Raw genomic sequence first — 15339 nt, forward strand, 5'->3', positions numbered from 1 at the left:
CGTTCGCGCCGCTCCAGGAGTCTGGTGCTGGTGTGAAAGTTGTTGTTACTGTGGCATCTGTGAAACCGGCGGAAGGGGCCGCGTGAACGACAAGACCACGCAGGATGCGGCACTCGCGGCATCCGCGGACTGCGGGTGTGCGCCCACCCCGACGGAGCGACGTACCCTCTTCGGCGACGGCATCAGCCGCCGCGGCGCTCTCGGACTCGGCGCGCTCAGCGTCGTCGCCCTCAGCGCGTTCGGCATCACATCAGGAGTCACGGCCGCCCACGCCGCGTCGTACCCGAGCTGGGACGACGTGCAGAAGGCCAAGCAGAACGAGGCCTCCAAGGCCGCCGAAGTGAAGCGCATCGAGGGGCTGATCCAGTCGCTCACGCAGAAGGTCTCCGAGACGCAGGCCGCCGCCGAGGTCGCCTCGACCGAGTTCTACAACGCGCAGCAGGCCTATTTCGCCGCGATCGCGGAGGCCGACTCGCTGCAGGAGAAGGCGGACGCGCAGGCCGCCGTCGCCGACGAGTCCGCCCGCAAGGCCGGCCAGGTCGCCGCGCAGCTCTACCGCAACGGCGGTGACGACACCTCGCTGGAGCTGTTCTTCGCGGGCTCCGCAGGCAACGCCGACGAGCTCCTCGCCCGCCTCGGCTCGATGGACAAGCTCCTCGAGTACAACCAGACCGTCTACAACGACGCGGTCGCCGCGCGGAACTCCGCGCAGTCCCTCAGCGACCAGGCGGTCGTCGCCCGGGACGAGCGCGACCGGCTTCAGAAGATCGCCGAAGAGAAGATGGTCGCAGCGCAGCAGGCCGCCGACGCCGCCCAGGCCGCTCTCGACGAGCAGTCGGCGAACCTCGCCACGATGCAGGCGCAGCTCGCCGCGCTGAAGGACACCACCGCGACCACCGTCGCCGGGTACCAGAAGGGCGTCGAGGAGCGCGAGAAGGAGCGCAAGCGCCGCGAGGCCGCCGAGGCCGCCGCGAACGCCGGGGGGAACAGCGGCGGAGGCGGCACCCCGGGAAGCGGTGGCTGGGTGCGTCCGCACGGTGGCTACCGCAGCTCCGGCTACGGCCCCCGCTCGCAGCAGTGCAACGCCAACGGCTGCTCTTCGAGCTGGCACTACGGCGTCGACCTCGCCAACGGCTGCGGCGCGGCGATCTACGCCGCCCACTCGGGCACGGTCGACGCGGCCTTCTACAACGGCGGCTACGGCAACTACGTCCGCATCCAGCACGGCGGCGGCATCGCCACCGGCTACGCGCACATCAAGCCCGGCGGGTTCGCCGTGCGCAGCGGCCAGTGGGTCGAGGCCGGACAGGTCATCGCCTACGCGGGCAACACCGGCGGCTCCTTCGGCTGCCACCTGCACTTCGAGGTCTACATCAACGGCCGCTACACGAACCCCATCGACTTCATGGCGGGCAAGGGCATCTCCGTCTGACGGACGGCTGGACAGCAGAAGACCCCCGGACGCCTGGCGTCCGGGGGTCTTCGCTTCGACAGGCTCAGCGACCCAGAGAAGGTCGGCGACCCAGAGAGGTCAGCGACCCAGATAAGGTCAGTGGCCCTGCTCGCCGAAGCGGACGATGGCCTCGTCGAGGATGCGCTGCGCCTCGGCGGCGTTGCCCCACTCGTCGACCTTGACCCACTTGTTGGGCTCGAGGTCCTTGTAGTGCTCGAAGAAGTGCGCGATCTCCTTCTTCGTGTACTCCGGCACGTCGTCGATGTCCTGGATGTGCGCCCAGCGCGGGTCCTTGGAGAGCACGGCGACGAGCTTGTCGTCTCCGCCGGCCTCGTCGCTCATCTTCAGCACGGCGACGGGGCGGACCTCGACGACGACGCCGGGGTAGATCTGGTGGTCGAGGAGCACCAGCACGTCGAGCGGGTCGCCGTCCTCGCCGAGCGTGTTGTCGAAGTAGCCGTAGTCGGCCGGGTAGCCGAAGGTCGTGTAGAGCACGCGGTCGAGGTGCACTCGCCCGGTCTCGTGGTCGACCTCGTACTTCACGCGGCTGCCGCGCGGGATCTCGATGACGGCGTCGTGTGCGCCCATGCGTGTGCTCCTCAGGAAGATCGGTTGGGATGCCGCCGACCAGCCTACTCGGGGGCCGCGGGATGGCTGTCCCGGTGCCGCCGCTGGACGATCCTGTTCAGGAGGCGTGAGAGAGGACTGCTCAACAGGAGGACCAGCAACCCCAGGTATCCGTTCGGCGACGCGGCGACGGCGATGACCAGGGCGATGGCGAAAAGGACGATCGCCGCGAGATCACCGGCGATTCCGCCGCGGATCACCAGCGGGGGTGCCGTGATGAGCTCCCCGTGCCGCTGCAGATAGAGCCAGCCGGCGAGCGTCGTGACCTGCGTCAGAAGGAGCGTGCCGATGTAGAGGACCGCCTGCAGAGGATCGGGCTCCATCTGACCGATCATCGCCGTCGGCACCGGCAGCCACACGATGGTCGCCATCCACGCCACGTTGATCCACAGCAGCGCCGGCGTGACCGCCTGGACGTCCCGGTACTGACTGTGGTGCCCCATCCAGAACACCGCGATGAGGAGGAAGCTCAATCCGAAGCTCAGAAGCTGGCCCGCGTGTGCGGCGAGGAACTCTGCCGTATCCAGGTGATCGGCGGCCGCCTCGGCGACCGAGTCCGTGAGCGGCAGGATCAGCAACGTCATCGCGATCGCCACGACCGCATCGACGAACGCCTTGAAGCGCTCAGGGCGGAACGACGGAGCAGGGGAGCGACCGGTCACGGCGCCAGGATAGCCCTGCGCGGTTTCGGGCGACACGGCAGCCGAGACGGTGCCCTAGCGTGGAGGGATGCCTTCCCTCGACCCCGCCGTCGCCGAGATCCGCCTCGCCGTGCGCACCGCGCTCGCCGACCTGCCCGAGGGCTCGACCGTCGTCGTCGCGGTGTCCGGCGGCGCCGACTCGCTCGCGCTGGCGGCGGCCACCGCGTTCGAGGCCGCGAAAGTCGGGGTGCGTGCGACCGCGGTGACGGTCGACCACGGTCTGCAGGACGGGTCCGCCGAGGTCGCCGCCGAGACGGCACGCATCGCCGGACGACTCGGATTGGAGGCGCTCGTCGTCCGCGTCGAGGTCGACGGCGACGGCGGTCCCGAGGCGGCCGCGCGGGATGCGCGCTACCGCGTTCTCCGGGACGCGGCGGGCGACATCGGCGCGCGGGCGGTCCTGCTCGGACACACCCTCGACGACCAGGCCGAGACCGTCCTGCTCGGGCTCGCGCGCGGCTCCGGGGCGACGAGCCTGCAGGGCATGGCGCCGGATCGGGAGGACGACGACGGCCTCCGGTGGCTGCGCCCGCTGCTCGGCGTGCGCCGCGAGACCACCCGTGCGTTCTGCGCCGCGGCGGAGCTGCAGCCGTGGGACGACCCCCACAACACCGATGACCGCTACACGCGCGTGCGGGTGCGTCGCCACGTGCTCCCGGTGCTGGAGACGCAACTCGGCCCGGGCATCGCCGAGGCGTTGGCGCGCACCGCCGAGCAGCTCCGGGAGGACGCGGAGGCGTTCGACGAGATGATCCACGAGACGATCGAGGACATCGTCGAGCACGCCGAGGCCGGGATCTCGGTGAGCGTCGCCGCGCTCGCCGCCAACCCGGCCGCGCTGCGCAACCGCATCATCCGTCTCGTGGTCGACAGCGAGTTCGGGGCGAGCCTGAGCCGCGCGCAGACGATCGAGGTCGCCCGCCTCGTGACCGACTGGTCGGGTCAGGGCCCGATCGACCTGCCGGGGTGCGCCGCCGTGCGCCAGGGCGGCCGGATCGTGTTCACCGCCGCGACCCGCTGAATCGCGGGCCGCGGCGGCGTCGCGTCCTACTTCCTGCCGCCGAAGAGGCCGCCGAGGATGCCGCCGAGGTCGATGCCGCCGCCGGAGCCGCTCTTGCCGCCGCCGAGGAGGCCACCCAGCACGTCACCCAACCCGCCGCCGGAGCCGGAGTCGCCGCCGCCGAGGATGCCGCCGATGACGTCGCCGATCCCGCCGGAGCCCTCCGTGCCCGCGTCCGTCTTCGCCGTCTTGTCCTTGGTCGCGTTGGCGATCAGACCCATCACGATCGGCGCGAGGATGGGGAGGAGCTTTCCGAAGTCGATTCCCGGAGTCGCCTTCGACTCCGTCAGCTCCTTCGTGACCTCCTTCTCCTTTCCGCCGAGGATGTGGGAGACGATCTTCTCGCCGTCCTCCTGATCGATGTCGTCGACCGTCGCCGGGCTCGACGCGCCGCGGTGCTTGCCGAGGGCCTTCTCGATGGCCGCCGACCCCTCAGAGCTCTCCGCGTTCTTGGCCAGCCCGCCGAGGAGCACGGCGCCGCCCTGCTCGACCGCGAGCTTGGCCTCGTCGCGCGACACTCCGAGCTTCTGCGCGATGTCGTCGAGGGGGACCTGGCTGAGGATGTCTTGGGTCGCCATGGGGATCTCCTTCCGTCGGGGCGTGCGCCCGCGTCACCGTCAGAGTAGTGCGGTGTCGCCCTGCTGGGGAGGGTGCGCGCCCGCGACCGGAGCACACCGCCGCGTCGCCTAAAATCGATCCATGCGCGCCGCGGAGATCCAGGACGACCTTGCACAGATCCTCGTCACCGAGGAGGAGATCCACGCCAAGCTCGACGAGCTCGCGGCGCAGGTCGCGAAGGACTACGAGGGCAAGGACCTCATCCTCGTTGGCGTGCTGAAGGGCGCGGTCATGGTCATGGCCGACTTCGCGCGGGCGCTGCCGTTCCACGCGCCGATGGACTGGATGGCGGTGTCGAGCTACGGCGCCAGCACGAAGTCGAGCGGCGTCGTGCAGATCCGGAAGGACCTCGACACCGACCTGCACGGCAAGCACGTGCTCATCGTCGAGGACATCATCGACTCCGGCCTCACCCTGAGCTGGCTCCTGGAGAACTTCGAGTCCCGCGGTGCGGAGTCGATCGAGGTGCTCGCGCTGCTGCGCAAGCCGGAGGCCGCGAAGGTCGAGATCGACTGCAAGTACGTCGGCTTCGACATCCCCGTGGAATTCGTCGTCGGCTACGGACTCGACTACGCGGAGCGCTACCGCAACCTCCGCGACGTCGCCGTGCTGGCACCGCACGTCTACAGCTGACGCTTCGACAGGCTCAGCGACCCAGGCGGGCTCAGCGACCCGAGCGGGCTCAGAAGCCGGGCGGGTTCAGAACCCGGGCGGCAGCGCCGAGGGCGTTGCGCCGTGGGTGAACGCACAGCGGCCCCCTAGCACGGAGGCGATACGCTGATCCGACCATGGATGTGAAGAAGCTCACCCGCAATCCGCTGATCTACGTCGCTCTGATCGGCGTGCTGCTCTTCGGCGGATTCCTGCTGATCTCGAACCTCGGTGCGCCGAAGCAGATCACGACGCAGGAGGGGCTCGAGCTGCTCTCCGGCAAGACCGTGACCGAGGTCGTCACCACCGACGGCGATCAGCGCGTGGACATGACGCTGTCCAAGCCGTTCGAGGGCTCCGAGAACGTCCAGTTCTACTACGTCGAGGCCCGGGCCGACGAGGTGGTCTCCGCGATCGATGCGGCCGCCCCGAAGGACGGCTTCAACGACGCCGTGCCGCGCGCGACCTGGTTCGACGGCTTCCTCTCCCTGCTGCTTCCCCTCGTGCTGCTCGGCCTCCTGTTCTGGTGGCTCCTGTCCTCCATGCAGGGCGGCGGCGGCAAGGTCATGCAGTTCGGCAAGTCCAAGGCCAAGCTGGTCAACAAGGAGACCCCGACGGTCACCTTCGCCGACGTCGCCGGTGCCGACGAGGCCATCGAGGAGCTCCACGAGATCAAGGAGTTCCTGCAGGACCCGGCGAAGTTCCAGGCCATCGGCGCCCGTATCCCGAAGGGCGTGCTCCTGTACGGCCCTCCCGGAACCGGAAAGACCCTCCTCGCCCGCGCCGTCGCGGGCGAGGCCGGAGCCCCGTTCTACTCGATCTCCGGTTCCGACTTCGTCGAGATGTTCGTCGGCGTCGGCGCCTCCCGCGTGCGCGACCTGTTCAGCCAGGCCAAGGAGAACGCTCCCGCCATCATCTTCATCGACGAGATCGACGCCGTCGGCCGTCACCGCGGCGCCGGCATGGGCGGCGGCAACGACGAGCGCGAGCAGACGCTGAACCAGATGCTCGTCGAGATGGACGGCTTCGACCCGAACGCGAACGTCATCGTGATCGCGGCCACCAACCGTCCCGACATCCTCGACCCCGCGCTGCTGCGCCCCGGCCGCTTCGACCGTCAGATCGGTGTCGACGCCCCCGACCTCAAGGGCCGCCAGAAGATCCTCGAGGTGCACAGCAAGGGCAAGCCGCTGTCGAAGAACGTCGACCTCGAGGTCGTCGCTCGCAAGACGCCCGGCTTCACCGGTGCCGACCTGGCGAACGTGCTCAACGAGGCCGCGCTGCTCACGGCCCGCTCGAACGCGCAGCTCATCGACAACCGCGCCCTCGACGAGGCCATCGACCGCGTGATCGCCGGTCCGCAGCGTCGCACTCGCGTGATGAAGGACAAGGAGAAGCTCATCACGGCGTACCACGAGGGCGGACACGCGCTCGCGGCGGCGGCGATGAACTACACCGACCCCGTGACGAAGATCACGATCCTGCCCCGCGGCAAGGCGCTGGGCTACACGATGGTGCTGCCGCTGGACGACAAGTACTCCGTGACCCGCAACGAGCTGCAGGACCAGCTCACCTACGCGATGGGTGGTCGCGTGGCCGAGGAGCTCGTCTTCCACGACCCCACCACCGGCGCCTCCAACGACATCGAGAAGGCGACCTCGATCGCCCGAAAGATGGTCATCGAGTACGGCATGACGACGCAGGTCGGTCCGGTTAAGCTCGGCACCGAGGGCGGCGACATGTTCGTCGCGCGCGACATGGGCCGTGGCCGCGAGTACTCCGAGAAGGTCGCGGAGCGTGTCGATGCCGAGGTACGAGCGCTCATCGAGCAGGCGCACAACGAGGCGTACGCGGTGCTCAGCGAGAACCGGGACATCCTCGACCGTCTCGCCCTCGCGCTCCTCGAGGAGGAGACCCTCGACCACTACCGCATCGCCGAGATCTTCACCGAGGTGAAGAAGCTCCCCGAGCGTCCGCTGTGGCTGTCCAGCGAAGACCGCCCGGTCTCGGAGCGGCCGCCGATCGAGGTCCCGAAGAAGGACGTCTCGCTCGCCGCCTCCGTCGAGGCGCCGACGGCCCCGCCGCGTCCGCAGCAGGGCTCCGCCGGAGCGGGCACCCCTCGTCCCGCGACGGCGTGACGTGACCGTCGACAAGGGACGCGTCGAGCGGCTCACCAGGGAACTCCTGGAGGCGATCGGCGAGGACCCCGATCGTCCGGGGATCAAGCAGACGCCCTCCCGGATGGCCGAGCTCTACGCGGAGTTCTTCGCCGGGGTGGGCGAGGATCCCGCCGAGCCGCTCGCCCACACGATCAGCGTGACCCGCGGGCCGGCGCCGGACACCCTGCCGTCCGGCGCGGTGCTGCTGCGCGACATCCGCTTCCGCTCGGTGTGCGAGCACCACCTCCTGCCTTTCGCAGGGCACGCGCACATCGCCTACCTTCCGGGCGAGCAGGTCGTCGGCCTCGGTGCGCTCGTGCGCGTCGTGGAGATCCTCGCCGCGCGGCCGCAGGTGCAGGAGCGGCTGGGGGAGCAGATCGCCGACACGATCGCCGAGAACCTCGACGCGCGCGGCGTGCTCGTCGTGCTCGATGCCAGCCACGGCTGCGTGACGATGCGGGGCGGGCGGCAGACCGAGGCCTCGACGCTGACCATCGCGGCGCGCGGGGTATACACGGATCCCGTGGCACGCGCGGAGCTGGTGACCCTGATCGGCATGACCGTGCCGGGGGCCGGGACGTCGCGCGCATGACCGGCATCTGGGGCATCGTCAACGTCACCCCCGACTCGTTCAGCGACGGCGGGCGGTATCTCGACGCAGACCGCGCGGTCGCCCACGGCCTCCGTCTGCGCGCGGAAGGGGCGTCCGTCCTCGACGTCGGGGGCGAGTCGACCCGGCCGGGCGCGGAACGCGTCGGAGTGGACGAGGAGCAGCGCCGCGTCCTTCCGGTCGTCGAACAGCTCACGGCGGCCGGTGCCGTCGTCAGCATCGACACCCTCAACGCGTCGACCGCCGCGGCCGCCGTGCGCGCGGGAGCGCGCATCGTCAACGACGTCTCCGGCGGACTGGCCGACCCCGACATGCGCGCCGCGGTGGCGGAGTCGGGTGCCGACTTCGCGATCGGGCACTGGCGGGGCTTCTCCGCCGACATGTACGCGAACGCCGATTACCGCCGCGTCGCCCGAGAGGTGGCCGGCGAACTGCGCGAGCGCATCGGGGAGGCGGCCGCCGCCGGGATCGCGCCCTCCCGCCTGATCGTCGACCCCGGTATCGGGTTCGCCAAGGCCGGTGCCCAGAACTGGGACGTGCTGCGGGGCCTCGACGAGATCGTGGGTCTCGGCTTCCGCGTGCTGGTCGGGACGTCGCGCAAGCGCTTCCTCGCCGACGTGCTGCAGGAGGCTGCCCCGGGCGGTGACGGCGTGTCCGAGGAGCGCCGGGACCTGGCCACCGCGGTGACGAGTGCGCTCGCGATGCGCGCCGGTGCCTGGGCGGTGCGCGTGCACGACGTCGCGGCCACCCGCGACGCCCTCGCGATCACCCGCGCCTGGGAAGGCTGAGTGCGAGGTCGGAGCGTCGCCGTACCCTAGAGGCATGGACTTCCTCGACGAGATCGTGCTGACAGGGCTGACCGTGTTCGGCCACCACGGCGTCTACCCGCACGAGCGGGAGAACGGACAGGAGTTCACGGTCGACCTCCGGCTGCGGCTCTCCCTCGAACAGGCCGCCGCGTCCGACGATGTGGCCGACACCGTGCACTACGGCGAGCTCGCGGAGCGGGTGGCCGCCGTCGTCGCGGGGGAGCCGGTGAACCTCATCGAGACCCTGGCCGAGCGGATCGCGGACGTCGCCCTCGGTGACCGCCGCGTGCAGCAGGTGACCGTCACGGTGCACAAGCCGCAGGCGCCGATCGCCCTGACCTTCGGCGACGTGGCTGTGACGGTCCATCGGACGCGGGCTCCGGAGTCGCTGGAGGACATCACCACATGAGCCGCAACCTCACCCGCCCGCCGGAGGTGCCGGGCCCCCGAGCTCCGCGCCCCGAGACGGTGGCGGTCGTCGCGCTCGGCGCCAATCTCGGAGACCGCGAGGAGACGATCCGCGCCGCGGCCGCGCGCATCGCTCGGCTGCCGCTCGTCTCGGACGTGGGCCTGTCGCGCCTGTTCGAGACGGTGGCGCTGCGCGTGGACGGCCCCGACCCGGACGCCCCCGGGTACGTGAACGCGGTGGCTCTGGTGACCACACGGCTCGCTCCCGAGATCCTCCTCGGCATGCTGCACGCCATCGAGGACGAGAACGGCCGCGTGCGCGGCGAGCGGTGGGGCGACCGCACCCTCGACCTCGACCTCATCGCCTATGGCGACGTCGTCTCGGACGACCCCCGCATCCAGCTGCCGCATCCGCGCGCGGCGGAGCGGCTGTTTGTCCTGGAGCCGTGGCTCGACGTCGACCCCGACGCCGAGCTCGTGGGGCGCGGCCGGGTCGCCGATCTGGCGGCGGACCTTCGCGCGCGAGGCGAGGGATGAAGCGCACCTCCGCCGGACTTCTCGCCGTCCTCGCGCTCGTCGGCGCCGGGGCCGGCTTCATCCTCGACCAGATGCTCACGGCGACGGGGCGGGCCACGTTCACGCCGTCCCTCTTCCTCCCGGTGCTGCTCGTCCTCATCGCGGGCGCATCGCTCGGGGTGGCCTGGCCGGTGCGGCGCAGCGTCCGCTCCGGGGTGCGCATCGACCCGTTCCGTGCCCTCCGGGCCGCGACCCTCGCGCGGGCGTCGAGTCTGCTGGGGGCGATCCTGGCGGGCTTCGGGGCGGGCCTGCTGGCCTTCCTCCTCACGCGCCCCATCGATCCCCCGATAGGGTCGACTGTGGCCATGGTGGCGCTGATCGCGAGTGCGGTCGTGCTCGTCATCGCCGCTCTCGTCGCCGAACAGTTCTGCACCCTGCCGAAGGATCCTGATGACTCAGAACCCAGAGACCGCGCCCCTGAACCCGGCGGAGGGCACTGACCTCGGCGCCCTCGACCAGGGCACCTACACGGGCCTGCGCACGGCGCGCAACGAGGCCCGCCTCGAGCTCGACGGCACCTGGCACCAGATCTCGCCGCGCTACGTGGTGTCGCAGATCGTGCAGAACGTCATCTTCCTGGCGATCGTCGTGGCGGCGGCCGTCGTGCTGAACATCGTGCTCGAACAGGACTGGGTGTGGATCCCGGCCGGGGTCATCATCCTCATCACCCTCGTGACGCTGGTCATCCTCCCGCGTCAGGCGCGGGCGATCGGCTACATGCTGCGGGCGGACGACATCGTGTTCCGCAAGGGCATCCTCTGGCAGCGCATGATCGCCGTGCCGTACGGTCGCATGCAGCTCGTCGACATCACCCAGGGGCCTCTCGACCGGGCGTTCGGCATCTCCCAGCTCAAAATGGTCACCGCGGCGGCCACCACCGGCGTGCAGATCCCCGGCCTCACCCAGGCGGCGGCCGAGGCGCTGCGCGACACGCTCATCCAGGTCGCCGAGACCCGCCGGACCGGACTGTGAGCGAGTCGCAGCTCCCCACCGCCGCGCCGGGGCAGACCTCCGCGGGCGCACCGTCGACGCACCTCGCGGACGGCGAATGGCATCGGATGCATCCGCTGACGCCGCTCTTCAAGGGCGGCCTGGCGCTCATCATCGTCGGCGGCATCGTGATCGCGAACATGCGCGACCGCGTCATCGCCTGGCTCGTCGGGCAGTTCGCGCCGGAGGAGGCGCACTACGACGACTACACCGGCGGCGATCCGGTCGACTGGGTGCTCGCCAACAACTTCGCCCTGATCGCGCTGCTGGGTGTCCTGGCGCTCGTCGTGGTGCTCGTGGCCATCTTCTGGTTCGTCTGGCGCTTCCAGCAGTTCCGGATCACCGGGGAGCACGTCGAGGTGCGCAAGGGCATCATCTTCCGGTCGCACCGTCGCGCCCCGCTCGACCGTGTGCAGGGCGTGAACCTCACGCGGCCGTTCCCCGCACGCATCATCGGCCTCGCGAAGCTCGAGGTCGTCGGCGCGGGCACCGACGCGAACGTCGCGCTGGAATACCTGGCGACGCCGCGCGCCGAAGGCGTGCGCGCCGAGATCCTGCGCCTGGCCTCCGGTGCGCGAGCCGCTCGGCACGCGGCGTTGGATCCGCAGAGCGGCGCGACGTCCGGCGGCACCGCTCCGGTTACCGCGCGTGCACAGCTCGTCGGCTCGATGAACGAGGGCGTCAACGGCCTGCTCGCCGGCGTGGACCTGCAGGACGTCGTCCCCGAGAGCGTCGTCAAGATCCCGGCCGGCCGGCTGATCGGCTCGCAGCTCATCTCCGGGTTGCTGTGGCTGGTCTTCTTCGGCGTGATCTTCGCGATCGCGATCGGGAGCACCCTCATCGGCATCCTCGTCGACGGCGATCCCGACGGCGGGGTGGTGCTGCTGGGCATCGGGCTCGGCATGGGCGTCCCCATGGTCATCGCCGTGGTCGGTATCACGTGGGCGCAGATCTCCAAGTCGCTGCGCTACTCCATCGCGCCCACCCCCGACGGCGTGCGCATCACCTACGGCCTACTCACCACGGTCACCGAGACCCTTCCGCCGGGCCGCATCTTCGCGGTCGAGGTGTCGCAGTCCCTGCTGTGGCGGCCGTTCGGCTGGTGGACCATCAAGATCAACCGCATGAGCGGCAAGAGCGCCGCGCAGCAGTCGTCGAGCAGCGGTCAGCAGTTCAACGTCGTGCTCCCGGTCGGCAAGCGCGCGGACGTGGAGCGCGTGTTGTCGCTCGTGCTGCCCGACGTGCCGGCCGAGAGCATCCCCGCGCTGTGGGACCAGGGTGTCGTCGGTCCGACCGACACCGACCCCTATCGGACGATGCCGCGCCGGGCCTGGTGGCGGCGACCGTTCTCCTGGAAGCGTCACGGATACACGGTGACCTCGGACGGCCTGCTCCTGCGCCGCGGAATCGTGTGGCGCAAGCTCGCGGTCTTCCCGCTCGCGCGTCTCCAGGGCGTGTCGCTGAGCCAGGGGCCCATCGACCGGGCCCAGGGGGTCTCCGGCGCGCAGGTGCACACCGTGCCCGGGCCGATCACCGGCCTCCTCTCGGGGCTCGAGCGCGCCGACGCCCTTGCGCTGCTCAACGAGGTCAGCGTCGCCGCGGCCGAGGCGGCGTCCCGAGACCACACGCACCGCTGGAGCGAGCACGCCGCGGCGGGAACTCCGGTCGCACCGCCCGCTCCGCCGGTGTTCGGTGGTCCTGCGACGCCGGCGTCTCCCGCGTTCGGAGGGGCGGCATCCGCTCCGCCTGCTCCGCCCGCTCCACCGGCTCCGTTCGCGCCGCCTGCTCCGCCGACCGGTGTTCCGGGGTCGGCGACTCCGCCGGTCCCGCCCGTCCGGACTCCGCCGGTGACGCCGCCGCCTGCTCCGCCGGTCACGGCGCCTCCGGTCGCGCCGCCGCCTGCTCCGCCGGTCGCGCCGCCACCGCCGCAGACGGCTGCCCCCTCGACCTCTCCCTCGCCGACCGGCCCGACCCCGCCACCCACCCCGCCGGCGCGACCGGACACGTCGCGCGAGGAGTGAGCGTGGTGCGCGACGGGCGCCTGGGCGTCGGCATCGTCGGGGCCGGGCGCGTCGGTCCGGTGATCGGCGCGGCACTGGCCGGAGCCGGGCACGCGATCATCGGGATCACGAGCGGATCGGACGACGAGCGTGCGTCCGCGGTGCTCCCTGGCGTCCCGGTGCTGGACACGCAGGAGGTCGTGCGGCGCGCCGAACTGGTGATCCTCGCGGTCCCCTCCGCCGAGCTTCCGTCCCTCGTCTCGGGCATCGCGGAGGTCGGCGGGTGGCAGATCGGCCAGCTCGTCCTGCACACCGATCCGGCGCAGGGCATCGAGGTCCTGCGCCCGGCGGCGGAGCGCGGTGCCATCCCGTTGGCGGTGCACCCGGCGATCACGTTCACGGGGACCTCGATCGACCTCCGACAGCTGCAGGCGGGCTTCGCGGCGGTCACCGCTCCCGCCGCCGTGCTCCCGATCGCCCAGGCGCTGGCCGTGGAGATGGGGTGCGAACCGGTGGTCATCGCGGAAGCCGACCGTGCCGTCTACGCCGACGCGATCGCCACGGCCACGGAGTTCTCCCGCTCGATCATCGGACAGTCGACCTCGCGGCTCCGTGACATCGGGGTCGAGAACCCGGGTGGCTTCCTGTCGGCTCTGGTGCAGTCGACGGTCGAGCGGGCGCTGCGCGACGCCTCGGACCCGCCCCCGCTGGTCTGATCGCCGTCCCGGCGCGGCGTCTCGGGCTCAGCGTCCGCCGGAGAAGCCGCCTCCGCCTCCGCCCCCGGAGAACCCGCCGCCGAACGAGCCGCCGGTAGCGGACGAGGTGCCGGTGGACGGGGCCGAGTAGGTCGCGGCCGCGGTCGAGGAGCTCATGAACGCCACGAGCGACGTGCGGAGAGCGAAGGACGTGGGGTCGCCGATCCAGGTCGGGCCGTGCGCCTCCCGGCTGTACGCACTCTCCAGCACCCGGCCCCACTCGTCCTCCATGCCGAACAGCATCGCGTAGGGGAGGAGGCGCTCGTAGACATGGATGACGTCCGCCCCCTCCTCGGTGCGCCGTTCCGCGCCGGTGTAGGACTGCAGCATCCGCAACCGATCCTCCTCCGCGACCCGGATGAACTCGCGCACCCCCTGCAGATGCTCGTACGCCTGCGCACCTTCCGGCGTCAGCACCGTGTGCCGCGAGAAGGTGAAGAAACTCGAGGCCGCGACGAGCAGCGTCCCGACGGAGATGGCGAGAAGCGCGGGGCCGGCGGACAGGCGTCCGGATGCCACGGCCACGATGGCGACGACGAGACCGGCCACGGCGAGGGCGATGGCCACGGACTGCAGGATGACGGCAGCGCGGCTGCGCGCCGTGGTCGTCAGACCGCGGCGGGAGGCCTCCTCCTGGCCCTTCGTCGTCAGCGCGGTCATCCGCGTCGCGAAGGCCTCGCTCTCGGTCGGCAGGTCCACGACGCCGTCCGCATCCGCGTGGAGGAAGAGCGTGTCGAGCGCAGCCTGATCGAGGGGGCTCGGCGCCCTGCCGTGGGGCTGTCGTCGCAGCCGGGGCGCTTCGGCTGACGTGCCTTCCTCGATGCGCAGGGCGCCGCGGACGGCGAGGTGCACGATCTCGGCGGGCACCACGTTCTCGGCACCAGGGAGGAGCGCGGCCGCGAGGAGGGGAGGCTGGTCGTCGGGGACCTCGTACTGCGCCACGATGATCCCGCTGGCGCGGCGCCGACGTCGTCCCGAGCTCACCGTGGCCGCCCACCCGGCCGCGGATAGGCCGACGGCGCCGACCGCAGCGAGCACGGGCCCGAGGTCGGCGACGGGATCGGGCTGGCGGGCGGCCGGCTGGGTCACGGTCCGCGGTGCGAAGCCGACGGCCACCGTCACCCCGTCCCCGGCGGGAAGCGACCGGGCCTCGACACGGAACGTCGCGCCCTCCCCGCCCGCGATCGGCCCCGCGAGCTCGCAGGGAGCCGTGGATCCGGCAGGGCCGATGTAGCATCTCGTCGCGCCGGTGAGGTGGGTGGCCAGGGCCGCGTCGAAGCGGATGTCGGCCCGGAACGCCTCGATCGGCTGCGTGCTGTCGAGGGGGAGGAGATCCCAGTAGAACTCGTCCGCGGTGCGGGAACCCGACGCGTCCGGAGCGCTGCCGACGATGATGTCGCGCATCTCGTATTCGATGACGTAGGTGGTCAGGCCGTGGACGAAGTCGTCGTCACCGGTGAGGATGAAGAGCGTCCCGTCGTCCTCGTCGGTCTCGTACGGGACGGCGGCTCCGTCCTCGTCGGTGACCGCGAGCACCCGGGTGTCGAGCGCGGCGTCCTTGTACGTCGTCGCCAGCCCCCGCACGATGCCGCGGTTCTGGTCGGCGTCGGGGAATCGCGCGACGACGGTCTCCGTCACCTGCATGCGCGCCCGCCCGTCCTCGTCGAGCCCGACGTCGTACACCGCGTCCCAGGAGGCGTAGGAGAAGTCGTCCACGTCGGCGGCGGAGACGACGGTGGTCGCGGTCGCCGGGGCCGCCGCGATGGCGATCTCCGGCGCGAGGACGGGGACGGTGGCGAGAGCGACGACGGCGCTCGCGCGGAGGATCCGAGTGGGGGCCATGCCTCGAGGCTACTCAGCACGCCGCGCGGCGAGGACGTCCCGCGCCATCTCGGTAAACTGGGGAGGACTTCCAAGGAGCC

The 15339-nt window shown here is 71.2% G+C and carries 16 protein-coding genes; 12 read left to right on the forward strand and 4 right to left on the reverse strand.

Translation table 11 applies throughout. From position 1 onward, the window contains the following. Positions 1–82: 82 nt before the first annotated feature. On the forward strand, positions 83–1432 hold the full coding sequence (locus ACFU8V_RS05020; RefSeq protein ID WP_025104594.1) for a M23 family metallopeptidase: 1350 nt from the start codon (positions 83–85) through the stop codon (positions 1430–1432). A gap of 117 nt (positions 1433–1549) precedes the next feature. Here ACFU8V_RS05020 and ppa read toward each other — a convergent pair whose 3' ends face one another. Both ppa and ACFU8V_RS05030 read right to left on the reverse strand, forming a co-directional pair. Then, complete coding sequence (gene ppa / locus ACFU8V_RS05025) at positions 1550–2041, reverse strand: inorganic diphosphatase (RefSeq protein ID WP_025104593.1); 492 nt, start codon at positions 2039–2041, stop codon at positions 1550–1552. Positions 2042–2085: 44 nt separating this feature from the next. Further along, on the reverse strand, positions 2086–2742 hold the full coding sequence (locus ACFU8V_RS05030; RefSeq protein ID WP_378869500.1) for a TMEM175 family protein: 657 nt from the start codon (positions 2740–2742) through the stop codon (positions 2086–2088). A gap of 67 nt (positions 2743–2809) precedes the next feature. Between ACFU8V_RS05030 and tilS the strand changes: the two genes are divergently transcribed. After that, positions 2810–3802, forward strand: a complete 993-nt coding sequence (tilS, locus tag ACFU8V_RS05035; RefSeq protein WP_126893500.1) for a tRNA lysidine(34) synthetase TilS — start codon at positions 2810–2812, stop codon at positions 3800–3802. Between the two features lie 26 nt (positions 3803–3828). On the opposite strand, the gene ACFU8V_RS05040 is transcribed toward tilS, so the two are convergent. Continuing rightward, complete coding sequence (locus ACFU8V_RS05040) at positions 3829–4419, reverse strand: DUF937 domain-containing protein (RefSeq protein WP_378869503.1); 591 nt, start codon at positions 4417–4419, stop codon at positions 3829–3831. 121 nt (positions 4420–4540) lie between these two features. Between ACFU8V_RS05040 and hpt the strand changes: the two genes are divergently transcribed. From hpt to ACFU8V_RS05090, 10 genes are all read left to right on the forward strand, one after another. Continuing rightward, positions 4541–5092, forward strand: coding sequence for a hypoxanthine phosphoribosyltransferase (gene hpt, locus ACFU8V_RS05045; RefSeq protein ID WP_017204674.1), 552 nt, complete (start codon positions 4541–4543; stop codon positions 5090–5092). A gap of 155 nt (positions 5093–5247) precedes the next feature. Next, on the forward strand, positions 5248–7248 hold the full coding sequence (gene ftsH, locus ACFU8V_RS05050; protein ID WP_378869506.1) for an ATP-dependent zinc metalloprotease FtsH: 2001 nt from the start codon (positions 5248–5250) through the stop codon (positions 7246–7248). A 1-nt stretch (position 7249) separates the two neighbouring features. After that, positions 7250–7861, forward strand: coding sequence for a GTP cyclohydrolase I (gene folE, locus ACFU8V_RS05055; protein WP_025104588.1), 612 nt, complete (start codon positions 7250–7252; stop codon positions 7859–7861). Beyond that, positions 7858–8667 (forward strand): dihydropteroate synthase, encoded by an 810-nt coding sequence (gene folP, locus ACFU8V_RS05060; protein ID WP_025104587.1) that lies wholly within the window; start codon positions 7858–7860, stop codon positions 8665–8667. The genes folE and folP overlap by 4 nt, the downstream gene beginning before the upstream one ends. A 34-nt stretch (positions 8668–8701) precedes the next feature. Beyond that, positions 8702–9097, forward strand: coding sequence for a dihydroneopterin aldolase (folB, locus tag ACFU8V_RS05065; protein ID WP_085604020.1), 396 nt, complete (start codon positions 8702–8704; stop codon positions 9095–9097). Further along, a complete protein-coding gene (gene folK / locus ACFU8V_RS05070) occupies positions 9094–9633 on the forward strand; it encodes a 2-amino-4-hydroxy-6-hydroxymethyldihydropteridine diphosphokinase (RefSeq protein WP_025104585.1) in 540 nt (179 codons plus the stop codon). Before folB ends, folK begins: the two co-directional genes overlap by 4 nt. Beyond that, a complete protein-coding gene (locus ACFU8V_RS05075) occupies positions 9630–10112 on the forward strand; it encodes a DUF3180 domain-containing protein (RefSeq protein ID WP_025104584.1) in 483 nt (160 codons plus the stop codon). Before folK ends, ACFU8V_RS05075 begins: the two co-directional genes overlap by 4 nt. Further along, positions 10063–10644, forward strand: a complete 582-nt coding sequence (locus ACFU8V_RS05080) for a PH domain-containing protein (protein ID WP_060921542.1) — start codon at positions 10063–10065, stop codon at positions 10642–10644. The genes ACFU8V_RS05075 and ACFU8V_RS05080 overlap by 50 nt, the downstream gene beginning before the upstream one ends. Further along, a complete protein-coding gene (locus ACFU8V_RS05085; protein ID WP_378869512.1) occupies positions 10641–12683 on the forward strand; it encodes a PH domain-containing protein in 2043 nt (680 codons plus the stop codon). The genes ACFU8V_RS05080 and ACFU8V_RS05085 overlap by 4 nt, the downstream gene beginning before the upstream one ends. A gap of 2 nt (positions 12684–12685) precedes the next feature. Next, on the forward strand, positions 12686–13378 hold the full coding sequence (locus ACFU8V_RS05090) for a DUF2520 domain-containing protein (RefSeq protein ID WP_025104581.1): 693 nt from the start codon (positions 12686–12688) through the stop codon (positions 13376–13378). A 27-nt stretch (positions 13379–13405) separates the two neighbouring features. On the opposite strand, the gene ACFU8V_RS05095 is transcribed toward ACFU8V_RS05090, so the two are convergent. Next, positions 13406–15259, reverse strand: a complete 1854-nt coding sequence (locus tag ACFU8V_RS05095) for a DUF2207 domain-containing protein (RefSeq protein WP_378869517.1) — start codon at positions 15257–15259, stop codon at positions 13406–13408. Between the last annotated feature and the right edge of the window lie 80 nt (positions 15260–15339).

The organism is Microbacterium sp. NPDC057658 (assembly GCF_042799975.1).
Taxonomy (GTDB): Bacteria; Actinomycetota; Actinomycetes; order Actinomycetales; family Microbacteriaceae; genus Microbacterium.